Source organism: Gulosibacter macacae, from assembly GCF_003865375.1.
Classification (GTDB): Bacteria; Actinomycetota; Actinomycetes; order Actinomycetales; family Microbacteriaceae; genus Gulosibacter; species Gulosibacter macacae.
In genome coordinates, this window is the sequence record NZ_RQVS01000008.1 from 12,912 (window position 1) to 39,073 (window position 26,162).

Consider the following 26,162-nt stretch of genomic DNA (forward strand, 5'->3'; position numbering starts at 1 on the left):
ACCCTGGTTCGTGTCGGTAAGTCTCGTGCCGATCAAGCGGCGAAATTGGATGCTCGGGGCTGCTTAGTTGCCCGGCTTAGATGTCGAGGAAGCGCACATCGTGCGCATTGCGCTGGATGAACGCACGTCGCGATTCAACGTCTTCACCCATGAGCGTGGCGAAGACCTCATCCGCGGCCTCGGCGTCAGTCATCTGCACCTGGCGGAGCGTGCGGGTGTCGGGGTTCATCGTCGTGTCCCACAGCTCGTGGTAGTTCATCTCGCCGAGACCCTTGTAACGCTGAATCGAGTTGTCCTTCGGGATGCGCTTGCCCGAGGCGAGGCCCCGCTCGAGTAGGGCATCACGCTCGGCGTCGGAGTAGGCGTACTCGTGATCGGCGTTCGTCCACTTGATGCGGTAGAGCGGCGGCTGCGCGAGGTAGACGTAGCCGGCCTCGATGAGCGGACGCATGAAGCGGAAGAGCATCGTGAGCAGCAGTGTCGTGATGTGCTGGCCGTCGACATCGGCGTCGGCCATAAGAATCACCTTGTGATAGCGCGCCTTCGAGACATCGAAGTCGTCGCCAACTCCGGTGCCGAACGCGGTGATCATCGACTGAATTTCAAGGTTCTGTAGCGCGCGGTCGATGCGTGCCTTCTCGACGTTGAGCACCTTGCCGCGCAGCGGCAGAATCGCCTGCGTCATCGGGTTGCGACCCTGCACCGCCGAGCCACCGGCCGAGTCACCCTCGACAAGGAAGATCTCGGAGATCGAGGGATCCTTCGAAGTGCAGTCACGCAACTTACCAGGCATACCGCTCGATTCGAGCAGGCCCTTGCGTCGCGTCTGTTCGCGCGCACGTCGCGCGGCGAGACGGGCAGCGGATGCTTGGCTCGCCTTGCGAATCACTTCGCGCGCCTGCGTCGGGTTGCGGTCAAGCCAGTCCTGCATGGCCTGGGTGACGATGCGCTGCACGTAGGTCTTCGCCTCGGTGTTCCCGAGCTTCATCTTCGTCTGGCCCTCGAACTGCGGTTCGCCGAGCTTGACCGAGATGATCGCGGCGATACCCTCGCGCACATCCTCACCAGAGAGGTTTTCGTCCTTCTCCTTGAGCATGCCCTTCTCGCGAGCGTAGCGGTTCATCACCGTGGTGAGTGCGGCACGGAACCCTTCGAGGTGCGTGCCGCCCTCCTTGGTGTTGATCGTGTTCGCGAACGAGTGCAGCGACTCCGAGTACGCCTCGGTCCACTGCATCGCAATCTCTACCGAAATGTGGGCGTCGGTGTCTTCCTCGATCATCTCGATGACCTCGGCGTGCACGACGTCGACCTTCTTGCGCTTTACGAGGTGCTCGACGTAGTCAACGAGGCCCCGGTCGTACTTGAAGACCTGCTTGCGCGGCTTCCACTCCGCCTGCTCGGTAATGACCGGGATGGCTGCGGTGACCGGCTGCGCCACGTCGGTTTCTTCGACATCGGTGGCATCTTCATCCGAGCCCTTGAGCACCTCAGCGACCATCGTGAGTTCGTGCGAGAGTGTCGACGGGTCGCGCTCGTCGATCAGCGTGATGCGCAGACCGCGGTTGAGGAAGGCCATCTGCTGGAAGCGCGTGCGGAGCGTCTCGTAGTCGTACTCGACGGTCTCGAAAATGTCGTCGTTCGCGTAGAACGTGATGCGAGTGCCGGTTTCGTCGGTCGCCGCGCCCTTTTCGATCGGACCCTGCGGCACACCGTCGCGGAATTCCATCCGCCATTCGAAGCCATCGCGCTTCACCTCGGCAATGAAGTGGTGCGAAAGCGCGTTAACGACCGAGGAACCAACACCGTGCAGACCGCCCGAGACGGCGTAACCGCCACCACCGAACTTGCCGCCGGCGTGCAGCTTCGTGAGCACGACCTCAAGAGTCGAGATGCCCTCAACCGGGTGCTCCGACACCGGAATACCGCGGCCGTTGTCGACGACAGTGACGCCGCCGTCGGCGCGAAGGTTGATGACAATGTCATCGCAATAACCCGCGAGCGACTCATCTACGGAGTTGTCGACGATCTCGTAGACCAGGTGGTGCAGACCCTCGGGACCGGTCGAACCGATGTACATACCCGGGCGCTTGCGCACGGCCTCGAGGCCCTCGAGCACCTGAATCTGGTTAGCCCCGTAGTCGTTCTCGACCTTGTGCGTCCCCGGTACCTGGTGGTTCGCGGGTGCGTCGAGTGGTGCGGCGTTCTCGGGCTGCACCGAATCTTGGGGCTGCGCAGTGGTCTCGCTCATAGGGCTCGGGCTCCTGCCTCGTTCGGGACATTGTGGTGACGTGCATCGACGGATGCGCGGTGACCTGCGCAAACACAGGGTTCACGCAACGCTCCATCCTACCAAGAATCGGCTGGCAACGCCGTAGACGCCCCGCTGAGCCGTTTAACCCCCGGATGTGTGGTTCCCTACGCGGACACTATCCATAAGTGTCTCGAGGCCCGCGACCGGGAACTGCTCGTCGGCCATGGCGCCAGGATGGGGCTCCCGGGTTGAGGACGCGCAGGTCGTCGATCTCGGCCCCCGGCACTCGATCGGCAATCACACCGAGCAATGTCGAGCGAATTGCCCGCAGTTGTGTCGCCCAGGCGGTCGAGTCACATTGCACGACGAGCACACCCTGGTCGACGTGAAGTGGTTGCGCGTGCTGGGCGACCTGCGCCCCGGCAAGTTCGGCCCAGCGATCGATGACTTCAGCCTGTTTCACGGGTGCGAGCCACTCGTTGCGTCGGAAGAGTTGGCTGAGCAGGGCGCCGGTGGTCACCGGATCACGATGCGGACCAAACGCAAACTGTTCTTCACCACGCGGTTCTTCGCTCGCGTTCTCTCGCTCGCGCCGTCGCTGAAATGAGGTGGTGCGTCCGCCGAACACTGATTTCAGCCGCAACCACACTTCGCTCGATTCGCTCAGCGGCGCGGCTTCGTGGGCAAACGGAGGTGGGGCACTCATGCATCCTCCTCCGGCTCGGTTTCATTGCCGATGATCTTGCCAGCTCGGATGCGAATGGTGTGTTCGCGCAGCGGTTCCGGGATATCAGCCACCACTGCGCAGGTGATGAGCACCTGCTCGAACCCCGCGATCGCATCGGCCAGCCTCCGGCGACGGTCACCATCGAGCTCGGCGAACACATCATCAAGGATGAGCACCGGATCGCCGGTGCGTGACTCGGCCCGAACCAGCTGCGCGGCGGCCAGTTTGAGTGAGAGCGCAAATGACCACGATTCACCGTGACTTGCGGTGATGCGAGCGGGCAGCCCATTGAGCCAAAACGTTGCGTCATCGCGGTGCGGACCAACGAGTGAAATGCCACGGTCAAGCTCTCGCGGACGCGCATCCCGCAATCGTGCAGTGAATCGTTCTCGGATCTCGTCGAGTGTGACGACACCCGTCGTGTCGTTCGCTGCCTCGTCATCATCCATGGGTTTGCCCGAATCGCTGAGACACGAGACGCGCATCGAAATGCCAGGCCGGTGATCAGCTCCGACGAGCGCTGCGTAGGCACGCTCGAGATGCGGCACCAGGCGTTCGATCAACGCAAGCCGCTCGGCAACGATGACGCTGCCGAGCGAGACGAGCTGTTCATCCCAAATTTCGAGGGTGCTGCGCGCCGCCTCACCAAGCTGCCCCGCACGGGCAGATTTCAACAGTGAGTTGCGCTGACGCAGCACCCGCTCATACTGCTGCATCGTGTCGCCGAGCCGCGGCGAATGCGTGACGAGTAGCGAATCAAGAAACGCACGCCGTTGTCCCGGGTCGCCCCGCACGAGGCTGAGGTCTTCTGGTGCGAAGAGCACGGTCGTGAAATAGCGCGGGAGTTCGCGAGCTTTGACGGCTCGGCCACTCACTCGCGCGCGGTTGGCACCTGACTTTTGAATCTCAACGTCGATGGCGAGCTGTCGCTCACCGTGCGCGAGCTCGGCCCGCACGATTGCCGAGCTTTCGCCGAAACGCACGAGCGCCGCATCCGATGACACCCGATGTGAACTTAGCGTCGACAGATAGCCGATTGCCTCGATGAGGTTCGTCTTCCCCTGGCCGTTTGCACCCTCGAATACGTGCACTCCAGCGTCGAGGTCGAGCGCGGCCTCGGGATAATTCCGAAAATCGCGAAGGGTAAGCCGCGTGACGTGCACGGACTACCGCATGAGGAGGTTCGGCTGCAGCAGGTAGCGGAAGCTGTCGTCGTCGGCCGGCTGGTCGAGTGAAGTCTGGCCGGTGAGGAGCACCGGGCCGGGCTTGTTCGGGTTGTCGGTCGGTGTGAACGCGATGCGCACGAAAGCCGAGTGAATTGAACTCAGGCCATCGAGCAAGAACTGCGGCTTAAGCGACACGACAATGTCGTTGCCGGTGAGCTGCACGCCGAGTTCTTCCGAACCAGCTGCCTGCTCGGCGCCAATCGCTTCGAGCTTGAGTCCATCCTGCGTGAACGAGAAGCGCAGCGCCTGCTCACGTTCGAGCACAAGCTGCATACGACGCACGGCATCAACGACATCGCTTGCTTGCATGACTGCGAAATGGGGCGTCTCGGCCGGGAAGAGTCGACGAACTGCCGGGAAGTTGCCCTTGAGGAGGTTCGAGGTGACGGTGCGGCCGTCGGCACTGAATGCAATGAGTCGCTTTTCACCCTCGGCAATGAGCGTGACCACAACCTCGTCGGCGTGCGAGAACGACTTGCCGATTTCGGCGAGGGTGCGCGAGGGGACGAGCGCATCGTCGCCCTCGGCAAAGTTCGAGTTCCATTCGAGCGAGCGCACGGCCACGCGGTAGCGGTCGGTGGCGACGAGCCCGAGCTCGCTTGCACCGAGGGTGAGGTGCACACCGGTGATCATCGGCGCGACATCTTCGCGGGATGCGGCAATTGCGACCTGCGAGACCGCCTCGGAGAACTCGGCGCCAGAAACGACACCCTTGGTGCCCTCGACGATGGGCAGCGAAGGGAACTCTTCGATCGGCATCGTCGGCAGCGTGAACGAAGTGCGACCACAGCGAACGAGCACACCACGATCTTCTTGTTCGATCGTCACGGGAGCCGCCGGAAGTCGGTTGGCGATCTCGGCGAGCAGACGACCCTGCACGAGCACGGCGCCATCGTTGTCAATGCTCGCTTCGATGGCGGTGCGACTCGAGACGTCGTAGTCGAATGACGAGAGTGAGAGCTCACCGTTTCGAGCTTCAAGCAGTACACCGCTCAGAATCGGCTGGGTGGGGCGCTGCGGCAACAACTTCACGATGAACGACACGGCGTCGCTGAAGATGTCGCGATTGACCTCGAACTTCACGGTGGGTCCTCTCGTTCCGGGTGGATCACCCATGCTAGTCGTCTTGAAGTGTAGGGATTGTTGAAGCGCGTGAAGATGCGAGCCCGACCTCAATGTCACTCGCGGGTCTTACAAGAATTTTTCTCTCAATCACAGTGTTAACAGTTGTGGATGCTGTGGATAACTTGGGGACACGCGAATCTCCCTAGGGAACTACATTCGTGGAAGTTGTGAAGCCGAGGTGCACGGAAAGTGTCGTAGTCGTGACCCGGATGTGGACGAATCAGTGTGATTCACAGCTGAAGCGCAACTCCTCACAAAGTTTGTCGGCATGTCATCGCATCCACTCACAATCTATCCACAGTCTGTGTTGGATCGTGTGGCCTGAGCTTCCGCCAAAGAGTCACAGATCTATCCACAAGGCCTGTGGATAACTAGTGGAGTTTGCGGGACGAAATTCAGACCGCGTGCGTTGCAGGCGGTCTCAATTGGGATGCGGGGACGGTCTAGTGCGTACGTCGCTGGCGCAGTCGACCCGTAAGCTCGGTGATCTGGTTGTAGACGGTCCGGTCTTCGGTGAGCGTCTTCGTGATCTTCCGGTGCGCATAGATCACCGTCGTGTGATCGCGACCGCCGAAGAGCTGCCCGATCTTCGGGAGCGAGAGGCTCGTCATTTCGCGACAGAGATACATCGCAATCTGTCGCACCATCGCAATCGCGTGCGAGCGGCTCGACCCATAGAGGTCGTCAACCGACATGCGGAAGTAGTCGGCGGTCTCAACGATGATGTCTTCCGGCGTGATAATCGCAGGCTCGTCATCGGTAATGAGGTCTTTGAGCACGGTCGTGACGAGCTGCAGGTCGATTGGCTGATCGTTGAGGTTCGCGAACGCGGTCACGCGGATGAGCGTGCCTTCAAGCTCGCGAATCGAACTCGTCACATGCACGGCAATGAACTCGATTGCATCGTCGGGGAGCGAAATATTGTCGGCCTGAGCCTTCTTCCGCAAGATTGCGATACGCGTTTCGAGATCTGGCGATTGCACGTCGGTGATGAGACCCCACTCGAAGCGGGAGCGCATCCGGTCTTCAAAGCCGGTGAGCTGCTTCGGTTGCACATCAGAGGTAATCACGACCTGCTTGTCGTGTTCGTGCAACGTATTAAAGGTGTGGAAGAACGCTTCCATCGTCGAGTCCTTGCCTTGCAAGAACTGGATGTCATCGATCATCAAGATGTCGTTGCTGCGGTAACGCGCGTGGAACTCTTGACCCTTGTTGTTCGCGATCGAGTTGATGAAGTCGTTGGTGAACTCTTCACTCGAGACGTACCGCACCTGGATGCCGGGGTAGATGTTCTCGGCGTAGTTGCCAATGGCGTGGAGCAGGTGCGTCTTGCCGAGTCCCGACTCTCCATAAATAAAGAGTGGGTTGTAACTGCGTGCAGGTGCTTCGGCGACGGCGACGGCCGCTGCGTGCGCAAAGCGGTTCGAGCCTCCAATGATGAAGTTATCGAAGGTGTACTTCGAGTTAAGGCGCGTTGAACTCTGTGTCGGCGCTTCGCCCAATCGCGCGAGGCCACCTTGACCCTGAGCCTGTGGATAATCTGTGGAAAACTCTGTTACCTCGGCGCTAGAGTGCGCCTGCTCGACCTCGTCGACGACGGTCGGATGCGTTACCACCTGGTCGTATGCGGTTTCGTCGGGTGCGGCGACCGGTTCGACATCGGGGTTCACGATGACGGCGAAGCTCGTGATGCCATCGGCAGCACCGACGCCGGCGATGGCCTCGAGGAGCGGCTGTCGGGCACGCTGTTCAATCATCGAACGCGTAAAATCATTCGCCACTTCGAGATAGATTGTGCCTCCCATCACGCCTTTTGGTGTGACAAGCCCTAGAAATCCGCGGAGTGAAGCGGGCACCTGTTCGTGGTGGCGAAGGAGTTCGAGGAGCTCTTGCCAGATCACTTCGGCGTCGCGGCTCATCTCTTCTCCTTTACTTTGGCGGCGGTGGGGGTGGTGGGGGCGCACTCTCGGCACCCAATTCGCGGGAGCGACTCGGGTGATCGTTCTGCTGTACTGATGGTGCCTTGCCCAAATAGGGTGTGGCTAGTTTTCCACAGACGATGTGGATAACTTTATGGGACAGCGAACTTCGAGCGACAAGACGGTAAGCATACGACGGATGCAGCGGGCTCGCGCAACCGGATTGTGCGTTTCCGGCGAGTCGCGCGCGCGACTTGAGATTCCAGTGGTATCTCGTACGCAATTCACTGGTGATCTTGACCCGAGTAGTAAAACCGGCGTACCCTGTTGCAGTTGCCCTCATCCCGGGCGTGTTTCGTTGATCCCCGCCATTGCGGGTCCCCGATACCGGAGATTATCTTATGTCGAAGCGTACTTTCCAGCCGAACAACCGCAAGCGTGCCAAGAAGCACGGCTTCCGCGCCCGCATGCGCACCCGCGCCGGCCGCGCGATCCTCGCGACCCGCCGCGCCAAGGGCCGCAAGGAACTCTCGGCCTAAGTCGGCCGTGCTCGCGCGCGCCAATCGAATCACGCAGGGGAGCGACTATCGTCGCCTCACTCGCGCGCCTCGAGTTGGCGGCCGTGGTCTGATCGTCCACGGTGCGATCCGCGACGATGCTTTGGCACCCACTCGCTTCGGGTTCATCATTACGAAGCGAGTGGGTGTTGCTGTTGTCCGGAACACACTGCGCCGCCGACTCAAGGCAATCACGCGCGAGCTACTCACGCTGGTACCGAGCGGACTCGATTTCGTGATCCGAGTGCATCCTGAAGCCGTGGCCTTGAGCTACGAGGAATTGCGGCGACAAACGCGGCGTCAGTTGCTTGAGGTTGTCCAGCGTGTCGCGCCCAACGCGATCCCCGAACAGTGCTCGTGTTCGGATGTGAGCGATTGATGCGTCGCACACTCCACAACATCGCGCTCGCGCCCCGCAACCTCGGCGTGGCGCTACTCATCGCCTATCGCAAGATCATCTCGCCGCTTTATGGAGATGTGTGCCGGTACTACCCCACCTGTTCCGCGTATGGTTTAGGTGCGGTCCAGGAGTTCGGACTCGTTCGTGGTGGCTGGCTCGCGATTCGTCGGATCTCCCGCTGCCACCCGTGGGCAAAGCCTGATTTTGACTACGTCCCGGAGCCGAAGCGGCCCCATCACCACCGATTGACTCGACACGGATTCGTCGTGTCGACCCTTGACTTGAAAGTAGGCTGAGCCGCGACATGGATATCTTCGGCATCATCCTCTGGCCGCTTCGATGGGTCATCGAGGTCATCCTCGTCGCCGCACACACCGGCCTCACCGCGATTGGTCTCGACTTCCACAGTGGTTGGACCTGGATCCTCTCGATTCTCGCGCTCGTGCTTGTCGTGCGTTCGGCGATGATTCCGCTCATGGTCAAGCAGATCAAGTCCATGCGGAACATGATGGAGCTGCAGCCCGAGCTCAAGAAGATCCAAGAGAAGTACAAGGGCAAGCGCGACCAGTTCTCGCAGCAGGCGATGCAGCAAGAGACGATGGCGCTGTACAAGCGCCACGGCTCGAGCCCGCTGTCTGGATGTTGGCCAATGCTCATCCAGATGCCGATCTTCTTCGCACTCTTCCAGGTGCTCAACGCCGCCAACCGCAATGAAGCGGGTGTTGGCATGATGAACATTGAGCTCGCGAAGTCGTTCTCGAGTTCAGAGATCTTTGGTGCTCGCCTCAGTGATGTGCTCGTCAACGCTGATGGCAACGTGTCGGTGATCCTGCTAGCAATCACGATCATCGTGCTCATGGTCGTCACGCAGTTCTTCACGCAGTTCCAGATCACCTCGCAGAACGTTTCGCAGGCGGCGAAGGAATCGCAGTACTACCGCCAACAACAGATGATGATGTACATCCTGCCGTTGGTCATGGCGGTCTCGGGCATCATGTTCCCGATTGGTGTCATGAGCTACTGGATGATGTCGAACCTCTGGACCATGGGTCAGCAGTGGTGGACCATCAAGAACATGCCGACGCCGGGCTCGGATGCCGCGCGCAAGCGTGAAGAGCGCCTCAAGAAGCAGGGCCGCTGGGACGACCACCCGGACAACCCGGCGAACAAGAAGGACAAGGACGGCAACCCGGTTGCCCCTGCCCCCGTCGTGCAACGTGAACAGCCCATGTCGAAGGCGCGTGCCAAGAAGGCACAGCAAAAGGGCAAGGGCGGCCAAACGGGTGGTTCTGGTAATGCTGGCGGCGGTGCCAACAAGCAGGACCCGAAGAAGAAGTAGTTTCGGCGCGTCGGCGTCGGTATCTCGCGGGCAGCTGCTCGCACGGTGGTAGAGGAAGAATCATGAGCGAAGCAACGCAGCCGGCTGATGGGTCGGTCGAGCACGACCTCGAAGATCTTGAAGTGACGAACGAGGCGCCTGAACACGCTGAGGTCGAGGGTGTCGAGGATGCGGCCGAAGATGAGGACGGTCGCGACGAGGGCGATATCGCCGCGGACTACATCGAAGAGCTGCTCGACATTGCCGATGTCGATGGAGATCTCGAGATCGATGTTCGCAACGGTCGCACCTATGTTTCGGTGACCGCGGAGGGCGAGTCGAACCTCGATCGACTCTCGAATCCCGAGGTTGTGGATGCGCTTCAGCAACTCACTCGGTTGGCCGTGCAAGCTGAAACGGGTGAGTTCTCGCGTCTCATTCTCGACCTCGGCGGTTCGCGGGATGCACGCAAGCGTGAACTTGAATCGCTTGTCATTCGTGCAATCGAGCGGATCGAAGATGGCGCTGCGAGTGCTGCCCTGCCACCGATGTCGTCGTATGAGCGAAAGCTTGTGCATGACCTTGCAGCCGACCGCGGCTACGACTCGGAGAGTGAAGGCGAGGGCCGCACGCGCCACACGGTGCTCAAGCCCCGCGACTAGGTTTCGTAAAACCCCTGGTCACGCCATAATTCCTCATGATTTGTGGCGTGACCAGGGGTTTTCCTCTGTGCCCCTGGTCGACCGAGTAGCCGCACCCTATGGCCGACCGAGTTGATCACAGGTGCCCCTCTGGTTGATCGAGTGGGCCGCAGTCGACTCCCTGGTTGATCGAGTAGGCCGTAGGCCGTATCGAGATCCCCTAGGATCCTCTGGCATCCCCAGCGCCCTTGGCTCCACTCACGGCAATTCGTCGTTTCACGTGGGTCAAGTCCTTGGATGTGGTGTATCGGTGATCGTGTGATCCTTCGTGTTCGGGGTTATGCGGTGAGGGCGCGGAGGTCGGGTTCGATCACTTCCTCGGTGTCGGTTTCGCCGACGCGTCGTGCGGCGTCGAGGGCGTCGAGGCCGAGGTAGCGGCGCTGCTCGGCCCACTCGTCGTGCTGCTCGGCCAGGACCGCGCCGACGAGGCGGATGATCGCGTCCCGGTTGGGGAATATGCCCACCACGTCGGTGCGGCGACGGATCTCCCGGTTGAGGCGCTCGTTCGGATTGTTGGACCAGATCTGCCGCCAGATGCTCTTTGGGAACGCGGTGAAGGCGAGGATCTCGTCCCGGGCGGCCTCGAGGTGTTCGAACGAGCGGGGCAGCTTGTGCTCGAGGGCGTCGAGGACCCGGTCGAACTGGGCGTGCACGGACTCGGCGTCGGGCTGATCGAAGACGGTCCCGAGCAGCGTCTTCACCCACGGCCACGACGACTTCGGCGTCACCGACATGAGGTTGGCCGCGTAATGGGTTCTGCATCGTTGCCAACTGCCGCCGACGGTCGCGCCGATCGCGGCGACAAGGCCCGCGTGCGCGTCGCTGGTGACGAGCTTGACGCCGGACAGGCCGCGGGCGACGAGGTCGCGCCAGAACGTGAGCCAGCCGGCGCCATCCTCGGTGCTACTCACCTGGAGGCCGAGGATCTCGCGGTAGCCCTCAGCGTTCACACCGGTCGCGATGAGCACTGCGACCTTCACCACCCGGCCGCCCTCGCGGACCTTCATCGTCAGCGCATCGGCGGCGACGAACGAGTACGGACCCGCGTCGAGCGGGCGGGTGCGGAATGCGGCGACCTGCTCGTCGAGATCTTTCGCCATCTCCGAGACCTGCGACTTGGACAACCCGGTGATCCCGATTGTCTTGACCAGGTCATCCATCCGCCGCGTCGACACGCCCAGGAGGTAGCTGGTCGCCACGACCGTGGTCAGCGCTGCTTCGGCGCGGCGGCGGCGTTCCAGCAGCCACTCCGGGAAGTAGGTGCCTTGCCGCAGCTTGGGGATCCTCACGTCGATCGTGCCGGCACGGGTGTCGAAATCGCGGTGCCGGTAACCATTGCGCCGGTTGATCCGGTCATCACTGATCGTGCCGTAAGCGGCGCCACAGACCTGGTCGGCATCGGCGGAGAGCAGCTGATTGATGAATGTTCCGAGCATCTCCCGCAGAAGGTCGGGAGACGCTTGCGCGAGATGGTCTTCGAGGAAGCGGGCAGGGTCGATATCGTGGGGTGCGACGGTCATCGTCGTTGGTCCTTTCGAGACGGATGTGAAGAGTTCTCTCGAAGGATCACACGGTGACCGTCGCCACGTTCACAGCGACGCGGCCACCGGCCGATCCGTACACCACGCTATTGGACGCAACCTTCACGTGAAACACGGGCAACATCCTTGCGACTTACGGCTGGCCCAGAGCACATATGTCTGCGGCGCGTACTCGCGACACGAACGTGTGAACCCAGAATCGCACCGAGCCGCCGGAATCGTGCGCGTTGGCTATTGCTGGCGACCCACCTCGGTCGACGTACACGGAACCTTCTCGAGCTCCGAATCATGTGTCGGGTGCGGGTGAAAAATTGTGTGGCATCCAATGTGGCTGGCTTGGCTCAGTGCGCAGCCCACGCGGTCCAGCCCCGGGAGAACACCACCAGTTTCACACGCCTTCGCTCGCCTGCTCTGCGTCGGAGCGTTGCACTGGCGCGAAGGTTCACGTGAAACAGCGCAGTAATGTTCCACGAAGCGGTATGACGGTGTGGATCCACGAAGTGGTCAATCGCAGGCGAGATGGACCTAGCTGAGGTTCCGAGTTGTCCGGTTCGCGGCCGGACAAGAGAAAGTGCACGGCCACATGCATCGGTGCTCGCTCCGGATTGGCCGGCTACACAATCTGGTGTGTTTCGATGAAGTCGCGAGCTTCCATGTCGCTAGAGAGTGAATGAGATCGGCTGCCGTACATTCACGAGAACTTGCGCTCCGCGAATCTCGCCGATAGTCAGGATTCGCCTCCAGCAGTCGGTGGTACATGCTCTCGAGACGGTATGGCTTCGGGATGATGGCGGCGGCTCGCGATATCCCAACTGCTCCCTGTTTCACGTGAAACGGGAGTCTCTGTCGTTGAGCTACTTGGTCAACTTCCTTCCCCCCCTCTGGCAACACCCCCTCGCGCCCACGGCTAAGCGGCTGGCAATCAAAGTCGTATTGCGCTCTTCCACGATGAGGAACGTGGGCACAAGTGCGTAATGCTCGTCTCATGCGGTGAAAGGGAGATCGCCTCCGGTTAGCGAACCGGACGATCGAGGGTTGGGCAGACGTTCGGTGTGCGCGGGTGTTAGTGACGGGCACATGCTGCCGCCCGGGGTCGATCGACCTGATGCGGTGGCAGCATACCTATTGGTTTCACGTGAAACGGCACAGCCAAGACGACTGGTGCGGACGAGGTCGGTCGAGGTGGAACTTGGGCCTGACCTTAAGTTGAGGCGTCAACGAGTGCGGTAAGGCAAGCCGCAGCACTATTCGATCGTGCGTTTCACGTGAAACAAGACCATTATGTGCGCGAAGTCTTCTCTCTCCTACGAGTACTACGAGCACTGCCTAAGTAGGTGGATAAACATTTCGGACGAGCCAGCCATCTCGAACGAGTCGAACGCGTCGGAACGCGACTATTGACTCGGACGGATCCAGACTGCGGTGTTGACCAGCATGACGAGGTCAGCAACTCTGACAGCAGGGTGAGCCAAACCCTTACATGAGGCTCGCTCGCACAAGCAATTGAGGGCGCGCGGCTGAATGAACGCGTGCACCTGATCGAAGACGCGCTGTAGGACACAGGACTCAGTGGGACACAGGACTCAGTGGGACACAGGACTCAGTGTGACACAGGATTCGGCGGGACTCCGGTGAAAGGTGGGCCCCGGCGACCGGTGGAACACCGTGGGTGGTGAAGTTCGGGCGGCGCGTGGAATCCGGTGGACGCACTCAACGGAGCTTCTTGTTTCACGTGAAACGTACGGTGAGGCTTGGCGAGCTCGTTTGAATGACAATGCTGGTTGGTCGTTGAAAGTCCGAGACACGCGCGTCGCCGAGCGGCGAGCGTCGATCTGATTCTCGTTTCACGTGAAACACCGCAACCTCACTGAGACCGAACTGCGGTGGGAGCTCCATTGCTGTTCCGCCAGCAAGGTACTTGTTCGTCATGCCCTTCCGGTTCGGCAATCTCGAAGTTTCACGTGAAACACACATGACGCACTTCTATTCACACCTTGAGGCGGTTATGCACAGGAGACGAGCGCTCGCAGGTGCGGGAACTACGCACGAAGAGCCCTGCAATCAGGCCGAACTTGTGCATCCTGCACACGTAGCCATCCGCAGTGCTGTGGATAACTCGGACACAACTCGAAAACTGTGAACAACCGGCAGAATCGCGTTTCACGTGGAACAATGGATGTTCTTGATCGCATTTCGGAGTGAGGCATGACTGAATCTGACGCACAGCCCGCGGGGCCGAATGACGTTCAAACGGAGCCGTTTCACGTGGAACAACGTCCGCTTGTTGCTACCGAAATCTTCGGTGAGCACGTAGAGAAAGCTCAAGAGTTCGCGGATCTGCTTGTCCGTGATGGTGAGCTGCTTGGTCTGCTTGGACCACAGGAGTACCCACGACTCTGGACTCGCCATGTCATCAACTCAGCACTAATCGCACCGCTGCTTCATGGACGAGTGGGCGACGTCGGCTCAGGGGCGGGGCTCCCCGGCATCCCCCTCGCGATCGCTCGTCCGGACGTCGACTTTACACTTATCGAGCCGATGGAGCGTCGTTCCACGTGGCTCACCGAAACTATCCAGCAACTTGGGCTCAAGAACGTCACGGTCACCCGCGCTCGCGCAGAAGAAATCGCTGATCAGGCCGCATTTGATCAAGTCACAGCCCGAGCCGTGGCTGCGTTGAGCAAGCTCATCCCCTGGACAGCTCCACTCGTGCGATTCGACGGGGAACTCGTTCTCCTCAAGGGACGCAGTGCCGAGGCGGAGATCGAGAAGGCGGCCAAAGCGATCAGAAAGTTCCACCTTGAGAACGTTCGCGTCGAAGAGGTTGGCGAAGATCTCGATACCGAGCCGACACGCGTCATTCGAGCCACAGTCCGATGACTGTTTCACGTGAAACGGAACTCTCTCGTCGGGCCAATAGCTCACCGGACCAACAACCGGTCCACACGCTTCACCCGAATCCCGCGTCGGCTACGCAGTCGTCGACGATGAACTCCGAAGAAGGGAAGATTGCTTCATGAGCGACATCTTCGACTCGCCGATAGCGCGCCAGCTCACCGAACTCAATGCCAAGAAGCGCAAACTCAAGGGCAAGAGCGCCCCAAAGCCGGCGGAAACTCGCATCATCACCGTGTCCAACCAAAAGGGCGGGGTCGGCAAGACCACCACCTCGGTCAACCTATCGGCAGCAATGGCGATCCTCGGCATGCGGGTACTCGTCATCGACCTTGATCCACAGGGCAATGCTTCAACTGCCCTCAACATCGAGCACCGCGGCGAAACCCCCGGCACCTATGAGGCACTCATCGAGGGTGTCCCAATGACAGAACTGGTGCAGCAGAGCCCGGACTTCCCGACTCTGTTCTGCTGCCCGGCCACGCTAGACCTGGCAGGTGCCGAGATTGAACTCGTGAACATGGAGAACCGTGAGCACCGCCTCAACACCGCACTCACCAACTTCCTCGATGAATCCAGCGCCACCGGTGAGCGCTTCGATTACGTGTTCATTGACTGCCCTCCCTCGCTTGGGCTCCTTACTGTCAATGCGTTCGTCGCTGCGCGTGAGCTACTCATCCCGATTCAGTGCGAGTACTACGCACTCGAGGGACTCAGCCAGCTGCTCGGTACGGTCGAGGAATTCAAGCAGCACCTCAACCCGAGCCTCGCGCTCTCAACCATCGTGCTCACCATGTACGACAAGCGCACGAATCTCTCTCGCGAGGTACGGGAAGAGGTCATGAAGCACTTCCCCGAGCAGACTCTCGACTCAGTAATTCCCAGATCAGTGCGTATTTCCGAGGCACCGAGCTACGGGCAGACCGTTATGTCGTACGACCCCGAGGGCATCGGGGCTATCGCCTACAAGGAAGCCGCAATGGAGATCGCACAGCGAGGAGCGAACGAGTAATGGCCACTAAGAAGCGTGCCGGTCTCGGCCGGGGTCTGAGTGCCCTCATCCCACAAGCGCCGGTTGAAAACGATCGTGCAATTGATGTGTTCTTCGATGGATCTGCACCATCAGGTCGACGCATTGAATCGACTCAGATCGATGTAGCTGACGTGGAAGAAATCGCTGTTCAACCACCAGAAGTAACCCCCGAGAAGGCCTCCCCTAAGCGCACACGGGCCACCAAGACCAGAGTAGAAGAATCGACGCAGATCGATGATAAATCTGCCGCAGAAGCGCCTGAACCAGCCGCTGACGTCGACCCCCGTGCCGAGACAGCGGATGAAATGCCCGCGCACGATGCGGCCGACGTAGACACCAGTGATCGCACAGCCGAGACTCAGCGCACCGCGGACACTCAGAACACCGACGAGACTCAGAACACCGACGACCCCATTGAAGGTCTCCTCCCCGTGCCCGGCGCGACGCTCCAGACCCTCGACCCGCAGCGCATCGTTCCGAACACCCGACAGCCGCGAAGCGAGTTCGACCAGGAAGCCCTCGACGAACTCATCCATTCGGTGCGCGAGTTCGGTGTGCTCCAGCCGATCGTGGTTCGGCGCCTGCGCGATGGTGACCCGCGGCTCGAGGTCGGCGACTTCGAGCTCATCATGGGTGAGCGCCGCCTCCGCGCCACCAAGGCATCGGGCCGCACCGAAATCCCCGCGATCATCCGCGACACCGATGACGACGACATGTTGCGCGATGCGCTGCTCGAGAACCTGCACCGCGCCGACCTCAACCCACTCGAAGAGGCGTCGGCCTACCGACAGCTCCTCGACGACTTCGGATGCACGCAAGAAGTGCTCGCAAGCCGCATCGGTCGATCGCGTCCACGTATCTCAAACACCCTGCGCCTGCTCAACCTTCCGGTCGACGTGCAACGCAAGGTGGCAGCCGGCGTCCTTAGTGCCGGGCACGCTCGCGCGATCCTCTCGGTCGGTGAACCCGCGGCCATGATGCAGCTCGCCGATAAGATCATCAACGAAGACTTGTCGGTACGCGACGCTGAGGCTGCCGCATCCCGGTCGGCTTCTCGCGCAGGTCGTCCGAGCGGCGAACCGCGCGAGTCGGGTTCCTCGCTCTCGGCCTACCTCGACGAAGTGGGCGAGCGTCTTGGCGACCGCCTGAACACCCGAGTCAAAGTCACCCTGCGCAAGACCAAGGGACAGATCACCGTCGACTTCGCATCAGTGGCTGATCTTCACCGCATCCTTGCCGAACTTGGCGACGAGAGCGCGCCGAGCCACTAGCTAGTGCTTCGAGAACCTCAGCACACCAAAACGCAGACAACCTCAGCACACGCCATAGAGAATGCGGGCCCCACACTTCACGTGTGGAGCCCGCATTCTCTTCAACGCACCTAGTTCCGCGCACCCCGGTCGGCCGCCTTCGCGGCCAGCTGCGCATACACATCCGAAAGCTCAAGACCCGCCGCCTCAATGCCCAGCGGCACGAGTGAAGTCTCGGTCATGCCCGGAATCGGGTCAGCCTCGATGAACCACGGCTCGCCCTCCTCATCGACGATGAAGTCGATGCGGGCAATATCGGCGAGGCCGATCGTTTCGTAGGCATCGAGCGCAATGGCGGCAACGCGCTCTGCAACCTCAGGCGACAATCGCGCCGGCGAGTAATAGATGGTCTCGCCAGCGTTGTAGCGCGCCTCATAGTCAAAGGTGCCCGACTTCGGCACTGCCTCGACCGCAGGCATCGCCACCGGGCCATCGCCGAGATCGATCACGCCCACCATGACTTCGGTGCCCGCGATCTGCTTCTCGATGAGCACACTGTCGCCGTAGGTGAAGGCAGTCACCAACGCGCGCGAAAACTCGCTCAGCGTGTTCACGAAACTCACGCCCTGCGCTGAACCACCCTCAACGGGCTTCACGACCGCCGGGTAGTCGATCCCCTGTGCGATCGCCTTGATGACGCTCGTTGCTCCGAGTTCACGGAACGTCTCGTTCGGCAACGCGATCGACTGCGGCGTCGAGTGACCAGCGCGCTTCACGAGCGCCTTCGCGGTCCCCTTATTCCACGCCAGTTTCGCCGCCGTCGGCCGCGACCCCACATACGGGATGCCAGAGGCGCGCAAGAGCGAATAGAGCGCACCGTTCTCGCCCGAGGCGCCGTGCAGCAGCGGCCACACGACGTCGTATTCGTGCTCAGCGAGCCATGGCAACAGCGTTTCGTCGGGCTCTCGGATGGTGACGTGGGCACCGGCGCGCAGCAGCGCATCCGCAACCCGTCGGCCCGAGCGCAACGACACGTCTCGCTCGTGCGAGATGCCACCCGAGAGGATGACGACGTGACGGCCTTCGATGGTCATGCGAACTCCTTGTGCGGGGGCGGGTGCAGGGGCGGATGCGGGAATGTTCGGGTCGGTCACGCGAGATCGGCCGGGGCTTGTTCGTAGTGCTTGCGGTCGCTCGTTCGCGATCCCATGCCACCGAACGTCTCGATCAACTCCATCTCGTCGTTGATCACATTCGCGAGGCGGCGCACCCCGAGCTTGATTCGGTCGGGCGTCGGCAGACAGAACGAGAGACGAAGCTCCTGGTGGCCACGGCCATCTGCGTAGAACCCGGTGCCCGGGGTATACGCCACAAGCTCCTTCGTCGCGCGCGGCAACATCTGCTTCGAATCGAGTGATTCAGGTAGCGACACCCAGGTGAAGAATCCGCCGTTCGGTACGGTCCAGCTCAGCTGCGGCAGGTGTTCGCTGAGCGCGGCGAGCATAGTGTCACGACGCTCAGCATAAATACCCCGGTAGGTATCAATCTGGGCGCGCCAATCAGCCTGGTTGAGGTACTCGGTCACCAACCACTGGTTGAACGTCGACGGCGACAGAATCGACGACTCGACGGCGAGGATGAGTTTCTCGCGCACTGCGTGCGGGGCAATCACAAAGCCCACGCGCACGCCGGGCGAGAGAATCTTCGAGAACGATCCCAGGTAGATGACGTTGTCCGCATCCATCGAGCGAATCGCATCGGGAGCGGGCTTATCGAAGTAGAGGAGCCCATAGGGGTTGTCTTCGAGCACGAGCACGCGCTCACGCACGCAGATCTCGAGGATCTCGCGGCGGCGCTCAGCGCTCATGGTGACGCCGGTCGGGTTATTGAAGTTCGGAATCGTGTAGAGGAACTTGATCGTCTTGCCTGCGGCACGAAGCTCGCGGATGCTCTGCTCGAGCGCGCGCGGATCAAGCCCCTCGTCGTCCATCTCGAGGTGCACGATGTCGGCCTCGTACGACTTGAAGGTACCGAGCGCGCCGACGTAGCTCGGCGACTCAGCGAGCACCACATCGCCCGGATTAATAAAGAGCTTCGTGACGAGGTCGAGCGCGTGCTGCGAGCCGGTCGTCGTGACGATGTCGTCGGGCGAGACATCGGTGATGCCCTCGATGGCGACAAGCTCGAGAATCTTCTCGCGCAGCTGGGGGATGCCCTGACCACCGCCGTATTGCAGCGCCTCGGGACCGTGGTCGCGCATCATCCGCTCAAACGCCTGGCGGATGAGGTCTTCGGGAAGGGCTTCAACGAACGGCGAGCCGCCGGCGAGCGAGACCACTTCGGGGCGGGAGGCGACGGCAAACAGGGCGCGCACCTCGCTCACCGTGAGTCCAAGAGTTCGGGTGGCGTAGCTCGAGTACCAGGGGTCGAAAGTGTGACCCTGGCTCGGCATTGAGGGATCCTGCGCTGACACTTGTGTCCTTTTGGCTGAAGACGAAAGGCCAGTCTACGCCTGAGGGCCCAGGCGATGCGTGAGACATCGGCCCGGGCCCTCAAGAGTTTCTGATTGCCTCGCGGCAACCCGAGTTAGTCGAGAAGACCCTCAAAGTCCTTTTCGAGCGCACCCTTCGGGCGAGCACCGACGACTTCCTTCTTCACTTCGCCGTCGCGGAAGAGCTTGATCGCGGGGATGCTCGTCACGCGGTATTCGGTCGCGAGGTCGAATTCGTCGTCAACGTTGACCTTGACGACCTTGACATTCGGATGCTCCGCCGCAATTTGGTCGAGGATCGGCGACAGCTGGCGGCAGGGACCGCACCAGGGCGCCCAGAAGTCGACAATGACCGAACCTTCGGCCTCGAGCACCTCGGCCGCAAAGTTCTCGGTGGTGGCGTTAATGACGTCGTTCATCTCAGTTCTCCTTCTTGAGACCGGCAAGCCCCAGGTTGCCGAAATCGATCGGGTTGAGCGTGATCCCACCGAGCTCGGGTGCCGCAGCCACCTCGATCGGGGATTCAGCCGGGGTCTCGCTCGGTGCCGACTCTTCGTCAACCTTCGCGAGCAGCTCCGCTGGCAACCCGGCAAGGTAGGCCTCAGCGTCAAGTGCGGCGGTGCATCCAGAGCCCGCGGCGGTGATCGCCTGGCGGTAGTGGTCGTCGACGACGTCACCGCAGGCAAACACACCGGGGAGCGACGTGCGTGACGAGCGCCCCTCAACGGCAATGACGCCCGATTCGGTGAGGTCGATTTGGCCGGCAACGAGTTCGGTGCGCGGCACATTGCCGATCGCGACGAAGATGCCGGTGAGGTCGAGTTTGCGTTCGTCGCCGGTCACCGTGTCGCGCAGACGTACGCCCGAGACCTGCTGGTCACCGAGGATCTCTTCGACGGTGACGTTCGTGACCCAGTCGATCTTCGGGTTCGCACGAGCACGCTCGAGCATGATCTTTGAGGCGCGGAAGTTGTCGGAGCGGTGAATCACCGTGACCCGGTCGGCAAAGCGGGTGAGGAAGGTCGCTTCTTCCATTGCCGAGTCGCCACCACCGACGACGGCGATGTGCTGTTCCTTGAAGAATGCGCCGTCACAGGTGGCACACCACGAGATACCGCGACCGGCGAGTCGGTCTTCACTTTCGAGGCCGAGGCGGCGGTAAGCCGAGCCGGTGGCGATGATGACGGCGAGCGCTTCGTATTCGCCTGAGTACGAGGTGCGGATGCGCTTGATCTCGCCCGAGAGGTCAACCGATTCGACATCGTCGTAGACAAGTTCGGTGCCGAAGCGTTCAGCCTGTTCCTGCATTTTCTGCATGAGGTCGGGACCCATGACGCCGTCGGGGAAGCCGGGGAAGTTCTCGACGTCGGTGGTGTTCATGAGTTCGCCGCCCACGGTGACCGCCGAGGTAAACATGACGGGCTTGAGGCCGGCACGGGCGACGTAAATCGCAGCGGTGTAGCCGGCCGGGCCGGATCCGATGATCGCGACGTTGCGCATTTCATCTCCTGAAGTTGAGTTTTCGATAGACAGTTGAGGTCTGAGTGGGCGGGGCAAGCCCGCGAGTTCGCTACCGGTGGCAACCGAACGCTGCTCGCGACTATTCCACGGGTTCCCGAACGAATCCCGCTGACGTTCCGAATATGACGGAGTCGTCATCGGGGCGTTGCACGCGTTCGGTGATCACTTCAATCGCGGTCGGGCTTTCGTCGACGAGCACGAAGCGACGGCCGAGTGCCTGAGCGACCGCTCCGGTCGTGCCACTGCCTGCAAAGAAATCGAGCACCCAATCGCCGGGTCTACTGCTCGCCTGCAGGATGCGGCGGAGCACGCCCGCGGGTTTCTGCGTGGGATAGCCGGTGGCTTCGTGGCCGGTGGGCGAGACGATGGTGTGCCACCAGACATCGGTCGGTAGTTTGCCGCGCGCGGCCTTCTCTGGGGTGACGAGTCCCGGGGCCATATAGGGCTCGCGGTCGACCTCTTCGCTATTGAAGTAGTAGCGCTTGGCGTCTTTGACATAGACGAGGATGTTGTCGTGCTTCGATGGCCAGCGCGACTTGGCGCGGGCACCGTAGTCGTACGCCCAGATGATCTCGTTGAGAAAGTTCTCGCGGCCAAAGAGCGCATCCAGTAGCACTTTCGCGTAGTGCGACTCGCGATAGTCGAGGTGCAGATAGAGCGTGCCGCTCGGGGCAAGTAGCCGCCAGGCTTCTTCGAGCCGCGGCTCCAGGAACGCCCAATAGTCGACGAACTCGTCGTTGTAGCCGAGCACCCGGCCCTTCACGGTCTCGTAGTTCAGGCCGTGAAATCCGACGCGTGAGCCGTGCTCGGAGCGCACTGATTTCGTCGACTGTCGAGTCTGGATGCGGCCGGTATTGAATGGCGGGTCGAGGTAGATGAGCTGAAACGAGGCATCGGGCAGTCGTCGCACCACCTCGAGGTTGTCGCCGTGAATCACCAGATTCGGGCCGTCGGGGCGCCAGCTGAAGGCGGAGAGTTCGGAGGTCAACGAACACCGCTTAGATGAGTGGCTCGTCGTCGGCCCGGTGGCGGGCGAGATATTCCTCGCGGCGGCGCTCGGCCACCTGCTGCCGCAGCTCGCGTCGGCTTGGCAGCTCGCTCGTGTGTTGGGATGCGGCGGTCGCGAGTTCGCTCATCGGCGTTCCCGACATGGTCGCGCCGACACTCGAGGACATATCGACCTCGGTTTCTTCGACGAGCGAGCCGAACTCTTCGGCAAAGTCTTCGGCGTTCGCGGTGCGGGCATCGTGGCGGTTCGTCACGGTGGAGTGGCGGCCGCGGGGCTTGTCGAAGCGGCTCACGAGCGGGCGGGCGAAGGTTTCGAGCTCGGGTGAGCGCAGCGCTGCCGAGAGGCCGAAATAGGCGATGAGCATCGCTACACCGGCTGCGGCGCAGGTGATGAGGGCGGCGAGGATGCTGCTGCGGGCCCAGCCCCCGGAACCGTACGCTCCGAGCATCCAGACAATGAGCAACCCGATGAGTGCGGTAGGAACGGCCGCGATGGCAAAGCGGAGCCCCGCGCGCACAAGCTCCCGGCCATCAATGCCGCCTAGACGCTTGCGTAGCACGGCAAACAGAATGAAGAACCTGATGAGCGTCGCGAGCGATTGGGTGAGCACGAGCCCGAGCACGAGCGTCTCGACCGGCAGCAGCATCGTGGCGAGCCAAATACCGAGCAGTTGCAATGGCGTCGTGCCGAGATAGAGGAAGAACGCCGAACGGGTGTCTTCAAACGCGTAGAACACGCGCTGCAGGAAGTAGAGCAGCGAATAGGGCAACAGGCTCAGCATCGCGCCGCAAAGGAGCAGGGCGAGCGCCTCGAGGCCTCGATCGGTGCTGTCGAAAATTCGCGCGAATGCGGGTGAGATCACCATGAGCGCCACGGTCGAAAAGACCATGAACATGGTGATCGTGCGCGCGCCCTCCGAGAACTGCCGCACGACCGAGGTGCGGTCGCCATCGGCTACGCGCTCGCTCAACGAGGTGAACATGGTGGTGGTGAGTGACACCGTGATGATCGAGTGCGGCAGCATGAAGATCATCCAGGCGTTCTGCAGTGCTGCAAGCGATGCGGCCTGACCGAACGCGAGGTTGGTGGCAAGCGTCTCAACCCAACCGGTGATCTGCACGACGACGAGCACACCGAGCGACCAACTTGCCAGTGTGCCGACCTTGCTCAGGCCCGTACCGCGGAAGTGGAAGTCGGGCCGGTAGGGGAAGCCCGCCTTCGGGAGGAAGAGGAAGAGCACGCCCGCCTGAATCACCACGCCGAGGGTGGTCATGCCGCCGAGCACCGCGATCATCACCGGCGACCATTCGGCGATCGTGCGTTCGCCGGTGGGGTCGGCTCCGAACATCCAGCCGAACATCATCAAGCCCACAATCGCGATCACGTTGTTGAGCACCGGCGCCCAAGCGAACGGTGCGAAGACCTTGCGAGCGTTGAGCACCTCTGAGACCACGGCATACAGCCCGTAGAAAAACACCTGCGGCAGACACCAATAGGCAAAGGCAACGACGAGGGCGAGCTGTTCTCCCGACAGCGTCATGCCGTAAAGCCAGGCGATAAACGGTGCCCCAACGGTGATGATGATCGTGATCGAGCCGAGCACGATGATGGCAAGCGTGATGAGCCGGTTCACATAGCGTTGTCCGCCATCCTCCTGCTTCGTCGCGCGCACGATTTGCGGTACGAGCACCGCGTTAAGCAGGCCGCCAGCAATGAGCGCATAGATGCTTGCCGGCAGCGAGTTCGCGTTCGCAAAACCATCCGCCGAGACTGATCCGACCAGACCAATGGTCTGCGCCAACACGATCGCCTTGACGAACCCGAGTGCACGAGACACCATCGTCCCCGAAGCGAGGATGAGGCTTGTGCGGCCCAGCGAATTTGCCATGTCTCAGCTCTTGGTTGTGGTGGACGCCGTGTCGGTTGCCGACTCGAGCGACGGCTCATCGGTTGAAGTGGTCGATTGTGTCACTTCGGCGCGGATGCGTGCACGTCCCGCGGTGCGATTGCGTCGTCGAATGGTGCGGAAGACACCGAATCCGAAGAGCAAAACGACCGAGCCGACGAGCAGCCACATGATCACCGTTTCGATCTCGGCATTGATGTTCACTGCGATGCGGCCACTGGATGGGAGATCGACACCATCAGTGGTGGTGAGCGTCACCACCACCTGCGTGATGCCGTTGGCGATCGCCTCAACGGGCACCTGCGCCCGAGCATTCGTGTGCGGCTCGAGGGTGATCGTCGTGGGTTCGAGAATGTCGAGGTGTCCGGTGGTGGGATGCAGCGTCACCACCACGGTCACGCGGTAGTCCGATTCGTTCTCGATGAACACCGGGAGTGAGATCTGGTGACCGATGAGCTGCACTTCGCTGCCGTTGGCCACCGTGATCTTGGTGGGCGTACCGGTTGTGCGATCGAGGTAGCTCGCCGCCGCCGACTGCCAGTTTTGGGTCGACAGCGCCCAGGATGCGCTCGCGAGACGGATGAGCTCGACGCGCAATTGATCGACGGCGCCGGTCGCGTTGTCGAAGAGGTGTGCGTAGGTGACACCTACGGGCTCGGCGTCAAGCAGTGCCCGGTAGCGCTCGAGCTGCGATGCGGCCACCGCGCCGGGAAGGAGTTCGGCGGGAGGGCCGCCCTCGACGGCAGGAAGTTCGCTCAGTGTCGAAAGGCCGACCTGGTCGAGGGCGTCGAGGAGTGGGGCCACATTGGCCGGGTCATCGAGGGCAATGCGCGGCAGCGCGACCACGAGGTGGCAGTCAGTGGCGGTGTTACCCGTCGTCGTGGCCGCAACCATCGAGGTGAGCGTGGAGACGGCGTCACTGCGCCCCAGCGCATCCTCGGCAAATACCGCATCGGCGGCGAGGTCAGTGAGCGTCGAATCAGTCACGAGGGCAGAGGTGCCGCCGACCTGAGCCACCGGCGCGCAACTCGGCGAACCGCTGAGCTGCGAACTCGCCACGACGATGCCTGATGGTGACCAGCTCGCCAGGGTCGGGAGGTCGGCGGCGGCGATCGTGCCGCGCAGTGGCCAGGCGAGACCATCGCGGGTGTAGTCAAACTCGGTGAGGTCGTTTACCGAGGGTGCGCCGGTCGTCTCACCCGGCGCAGTGCCTGTGGGCGTCGGAGGCGCGGTCGTAGCCGTGGCGCCGGGGTCGGCGCTCGCGGACGGCTCGGCGGAGGCGCTCTCGGTTGGGTCGGAGGTAAAGGCGTGCGCATCGCTCACGAAGTGGAACCCGGTGGGCACGAGTGGCTCACTCAACTCACTCTGGGTAAACAACGTCGGGTTCGCATCGGCGAAGGCGAGGGGAAACGAATCGTGCTCCGATTCAGTGAGTCGCACGAGCCAGTTGCGCGCTGAGGCTGGCGCATCGGTACCGAGCGCTCGAATTGAGGCGATGAGACGCGGATCGATCGCGAGGGTCACCAGGTGACCCTCAACCGCATCAAGCAATTGATCGAGTGCGCCGCCGTCTTGCGTGAGAGCTTCGAGTTCGCTCGCGGTGAGCAGGGTGTCGCTGCCGAGTGGGGCGACCACCGGCACGATCGTCGAGATCTTCGGGGCAGCCGCCGTGTCGCTCGTCCACACGACGGTCGTCTGGCCGCGCGCGGTGGTTTCGTCGTCGACGAGCCAGGATGCGTGCAACCCGTACGCGCCCACTGCGCTCGTCGGGGTGAACGGCAAGCTCGTTGCCGCGACCTCGAAGGGGATCTCGACGCGGCCACCGGCCGGAACCGCGGGAGTGGTGACTCGAATCAACTCGGTGCCGGACGCGGCCGCGCTCTGATCGGCCTGAGTGAGGGCCTGACGATTGGCGTAGGGCGCCTGCTCGACGGTGATTGCAACCGCGCCAGCGGCAACTTCTTGACTGGTTCGATTCGCGATGACGAGCGTGCCCTTGAGCGCGGCATTGCTCGTGAGTAGACCGCCGTCATCCGCAACGAGATCGACCGCAGTTTCGTTTGCCAGCGCATCCCCAAAACCCAGCACAGAAGGGCCGGTCGGAATGCCATTCGCCAGTGTGATCGGCGAGGCTGTGGCCGACGCTGGCGCGGCCGAATGCATCCCTCCGACGGTCGCCAGCGCGGCGAGCACGGCGAGCGCGCCCGCCCTGGTCGCACGGCGCCGCAGGCTCAGGATGAACCGCGGCGCGCGCGGGCGCGACGCGTCGAACATGCGGTTCAGTCTAGAGCG

Annotated in this window: 21 protein-coding genes; 8 read left to right on the plus strand and 13 right to left on the minus strand. The window is 61.9% G+C overall.

Annotated features, from left to right (window positions below; all coding sequences use genetic code 11):
* Positions 1–76 precede the first annotated feature (76 nt).
* The 5 genes from gyrB to dnaA all read right to left on the minus strand — a co-directional run bounded on the left by gyrB (position 77) and on the right by dnaA (position 7,248).
* A complete protein-coding gene (gene gyrB / locus EG850_RS07610) occupies positions 77–2,248 on the minus strand; it encodes a DNA topoisomerase (ATP-hydrolyzing) subunit B (RefSeq protein WP_124972170.1) in 2,172 nt (723 codons plus the stop codon).
* A gap of 178 nt (positions 2,249–2,426) precedes the next feature.
* Positions 2,427–2,957: a DUF721 domain-containing protein gene (locus EG850_RS07615; protein WP_124972172.1), complete on the minus strand. Its 531-nt coding sequence runs from the start codon at positions 2,955–2,957 to the stop codon at positions 2,427–2,429.
* A complete protein-coding gene (gene recF, locus EG850_RS07620) occupies positions 2,954–4,141 on the minus strand; it encodes a DNA replication/repair protein RecF (RefSeq protein WP_124972174.1) in 1,188 nt (395 codons plus the stop codon). The genes EG850_RS07615 and recF overlap by 4 nt, the downstream gene beginning before the upstream one ends.
* Positions 4,142–4,144: 3 nt before the next feature.
* Positions 4,145–5,287: a DNA polymerase III subunit beta gene (gene dnaN / locus EG850_RS07625; protein WP_124972176.1), complete on the minus strand. Its 1,143-nt coding sequence runs from the start codon at positions 5,285–5,287 to the stop codon at positions 4,145–4,147.
* A gap of 485 nt (positions 5,288–5,772) precedes the next feature.
* A complete protein-coding gene (gene dnaA / locus EG850_RS07630) occupies positions 5,773–7,248 on the minus strand; it encodes a chromosomal replication initiator protein DnaA (RefSeq protein ID WP_124972178.1) in 1,476 nt (491 codons plus the stop codon).
* Positions 7,249–7,649: 401 nt separating this feature from the next.
* On the opposite strand from dnaA, the gene rpmH reads away from it, so the two are divergent.
* The 5 genes from rpmH to EG850_RS07655 all read left to right on the plus strand — a co-directional run bounded on the left by rpmH (position 7,650) and on the right by EG850_RS07655 (position 10,185).
* Complete coding sequence (gene rpmH / locus EG850_RS07635; RefSeq protein ID WP_124972180.1) at positions 7,650–7,787, plus strand: 50S ribosomal protein L34; 138 nt, start codon at positions 7,650–7,652, stop codon at positions 7,785–7,787.
* A 7-nt stretch (positions 7,788–7,794) separates the two neighbouring features.
* Positions 7,795–8,184 (plus strand): ribonuclease P protein component, encoded by a 390-nt coding sequence (gene rnpA, locus EG850_RS07640; protein ID WP_185714982.1) that lies wholly within the window; start codon positions 7,795–7,797, stop codon positions 8,182–8,184.
* Positions 8,184–8,501: a membrane protein insertion efficiency factor YidD gene (yidD, locus tag EG850_RS07645; RefSeq protein ID WP_124972184.1), complete on the plus strand. Its 318-nt coding sequence runs from the start codon at positions 8,184–8,186 to the stop codon at positions 8,499–8,501. The genes rnpA and yidD overlap by 1 nt, the downstream gene beginning before the upstream one ends.
* An 8-nt stretch (positions 8,502–8,509) precedes the next feature.
* Positions 8,510–9,544, plus strand: a complete 1,035-nt coding sequence (yidC, locus tag EG850_RS07650; protein ID WP_124972186.1) for a membrane protein insertase YidC — start codon at positions 8,510–8,512, stop codon at positions 9,542–9,544.
* A gap of 62 nt (positions 9,545–9,606) precedes the next feature.
* Positions 9,607–10,185, plus strand: a complete 579-nt coding sequence (locus EG850_RS07655) for a Jag family protein (RefSeq protein ID WP_124972188.1) — start codon at positions 9,607–9,609, stop codon at positions 10,183–10,185.
* Between the two features lie 317 nt (positions 10,186–10,502).
* Here the strand turns inward: EG850_RS07655 and EG850_RS07660 are convergent, their stop codons facing one another.
* Complete coding sequence (locus EG850_RS07660; RefSeq protein ID WP_124972190.1) at positions 10,503–11,744, minus strand: IS256 family transposase; 1,242 nt, start codon at positions 11,742–11,744, stop codon at positions 10,503–10,505.
* Between the two features lie 2,226 nt (positions 11,745–13,970).
* On the opposite strand from EG850_RS07660, the gene rsmG reads away from it, so the two are divergent.
* The 3 genes from rsmG (at position 13,971) to EG850_RS07675 (ending at position 16,964) form a co-directional block, all read left to right on the plus strand.
* Positions 13,971–14,645: a 16S rRNA (guanine(527)-N(7))-methyltransferase RsmG gene (rsmG, locus tag EG850_RS07665; RefSeq protein WP_124972192.1), complete on the plus strand. Its 675-nt coding sequence runs from the start codon at positions 13,971–13,973 to the stop codon at positions 14,643–14,645.
* Between the two features lie 136 nt (positions 14,646–14,781).
* Positions 14,782–15,672 carry a ParA family protein gene (locus tag EG850_RS07670; protein ID WP_124972194.1) on the plus strand — a complete coding sequence of 297 codons (891 nt, stop codon included), beginning with the start codon at positions 14,782–14,784 and terminating at the stop codon, positions 15,670–15,672.
* Positions 15,672–16,964 carry a ParB/RepB/Spo0J family partition protein gene (locus tag EG850_RS07675; RefSeq protein ID WP_185714983.1) on the plus strand — a complete coding sequence of 431 codons (1,293 nt, stop codon included), beginning with the start codon at positions 15,672–15,674 and terminating at the stop codon, positions 16,962–16,964. The genes EG850_RS07670 and EG850_RS07675 overlap by 1 nt, the downstream gene beginning before the upstream one ends.
* Before the next feature lie 110 nt (positions 16,965–17,074).
* On the opposite strand, the gene EG850_RS07680 is transcribed toward EG850_RS07675, so the two are convergent.
* The 7 genes from EG850_RS07680 to EG850_RS07710 all read right to left on the minus strand — a co-directional run bounded on the left by EG850_RS07680 (position 17,075) and on the right by EG850_RS07710 (position 26,144).
* On the minus strand, positions 17,075–18,037 hold the full coding sequence (locus EG850_RS07680; protein WP_124972195.1) for a D-alanine--D-alanine ligase family protein: 963 nt from the start codon (positions 18,035–18,037) through the stop codon (positions 17,075–17,077).
* Between the two features lie 56 nt (positions 18,038–18,093).
* The gene (locus EG850_RS07685) at positions 18,094–19,395 is read right to left on the minus strand and encodes an aminotransferase-like domain-containing protein (protein ID WP_124972197.1); all 1,302 of its coding nucleotides are present in this window, start codon (positions 19,393–19,395) and stop codon (positions 18,094–18,096) included.
* Between the two features lie 134 nt (positions 19,396–19,529).
* Positions 19,530–19,853 (minus strand): thioredoxin, encoded by a 324-nt coding sequence (trxA, locus tag EG850_RS07690; protein WP_124972199.1) that lies wholly within the window; start codon positions 19,851–19,853, stop codon positions 19,530–19,532.
* A gap of 1 nt (position 19,854) precedes the next feature.
* A complete protein-coding gene (gene trxB, locus EG850_RS07695; protein ID WP_124972201.1) occupies positions 19,855–20,934 on the minus strand; it encodes a thioredoxin-disulfide reductase in 1,080 nt (359 codons plus the stop codon).
* A 100-nt stretch (positions 20,935–21,034) separates the two neighbouring features.
* On the minus strand, positions 21,035–21,943 hold the full coding sequence (locus EG850_RS07700; protein WP_124972203.1) for a DNA-methyltransferase: 909 nt from the start codon (positions 21,941–21,943) through the stop codon (positions 21,035–21,037).
* Positions 21,944–21,953: 10 nt separating this feature from the next.
* Positions 21,954–23,852: a murein biosynthesis integral membrane protein MurJ gene (gene murJ / locus EG850_RS07705; protein WP_124972205.1), complete on the minus strand. Its 1,899-nt coding sequence runs from the start codon at positions 23,850–23,852 to the stop codon at positions 21,954–21,956.
* Between the two features lie 3 nt (positions 23,853–23,855).
* Entirely contained in the window at positions 23,856–26,144 is a 2,289-nt protein-coding gene (locus EG850_RS07710; protein ID WP_124972207.1) for a DUF6049 family protein, read from the minus strand.
* Positions 26,145–26,162: the final 18 nt, after the last annotated feature.

Bases quoted from the DNA above. Each gene is read 5' to 3' on its own strand.
- gyrB (WP_124972170.1), bottom strand. From the start codon at position 2,248: ATGAGCGAGACCACTGCGCAGCCCCAAGATTCGGTGCAGCCCGAGAAC.
- EG850_RS07615 (WP_124972172.1), bottom strand. From the start codon at position 2,957: ATGAGTGCCCCACCTCCGTTTGCCCACGAAGCCGCGCCGCTGAGCGAA.
- dnaA (WP_124972178.1), bottom strand. From the start codon at position 7,248: ATGAGCCGCGACGCCGAAGTGATCTGGCAAGAGCTCCTCGAACTCCTT.
- rpmH (WP_124972180.1), top strand. From the start codon at position 7,650: ATGTCGAAGCGTACTTTCCAGCCGAACAACCGCAAGCGTGCCAAGAAG.
- yidD (WP_124972184.1), top strand. From the start codon at position 8,184: ATGCGTCGCACACTCCACAACATCGCGCTCGCGCCCCGCAACCTCGGC.
- yidC (WP_124972186.1), top strand. From the start codon at position 8,510: ATGGATATCTTCGGCATCATCCTCTGGCCGCTTCGATGGGTCATCGAG.
- EG850_RS07655 (WP_124972188.1), top strand. From the start codon at position 9,607: ATGAGCGAAGCAACGCAGCCGGCTGATGGGTCGGTCGAGCACGACCTC.
- EG850_RS07660 (WP_124972190.1), bottom strand. From the start codon at position 11,744: ATGACCGTCGCACCCCACGATATCGACCCTGCCCGCTTCCTCGAAGAC.
- rsmG (WP_124972192.1), top strand. From the start codon at position 13,971: ATGACTGAATCTGACGCACAGCCCGCGGGGCCGAATGACGTTCAAACG.
- EG850_RS07670 (WP_124972194.1), top strand. From the start codon at position 14,782: ATGAGCGACATCTTCGACTCGCCGATAGCGCGCCAGCTCACCGAACTC.
- EG850_RS07675 (WP_185714983.1), top strand. From the start codon at position 15,672: ATGGCCACTAAGAAGCGTGCCGGTCTCGGCCGGGGTCTGAGTGCCCTC.
- EG850_RS07680 (WP_124972195.1), bottom strand. From the start codon at position 18,037: ATGACCATCGAAGGCCGTCACGTCGTCATCCTCTCGGGTGGCATCTCG.
- EG850_RS07685 (WP_124972197.1), bottom strand. From the start codon at position 19,395: ATGCCGAGCCAGGGTCACACTTTCGACCCCTGGTACTCGAGCTACGCC.
- trxA (WP_124972199.1), bottom strand. From the start codon at position 19,853: ATGAACGACGTCATTAACGCCACCACCGAGAACTTTGCGGCCGAGGTG.
- trxB (WP_124972201.1), bottom strand. From the start codon at position 20,934: ATGCGCAACGTCGCGATCATCGGATCCGGCCCGGCCGGCTACACCGCT.
- murJ (WP_124972205.1), bottom strand. From the start codon at position 23,852: ATGGCAAATTCGCTGGGCCGCACAAGCCTCATCCTCGCTTCGGGGACG.
- EG850_RS07710 (WP_124972207.1), bottom strand. From the start codon at position 26,144: ATGTTCGACGCGTCGCGCCCGCGCGCGCCGCGGTTCATCCTGAGCCTG.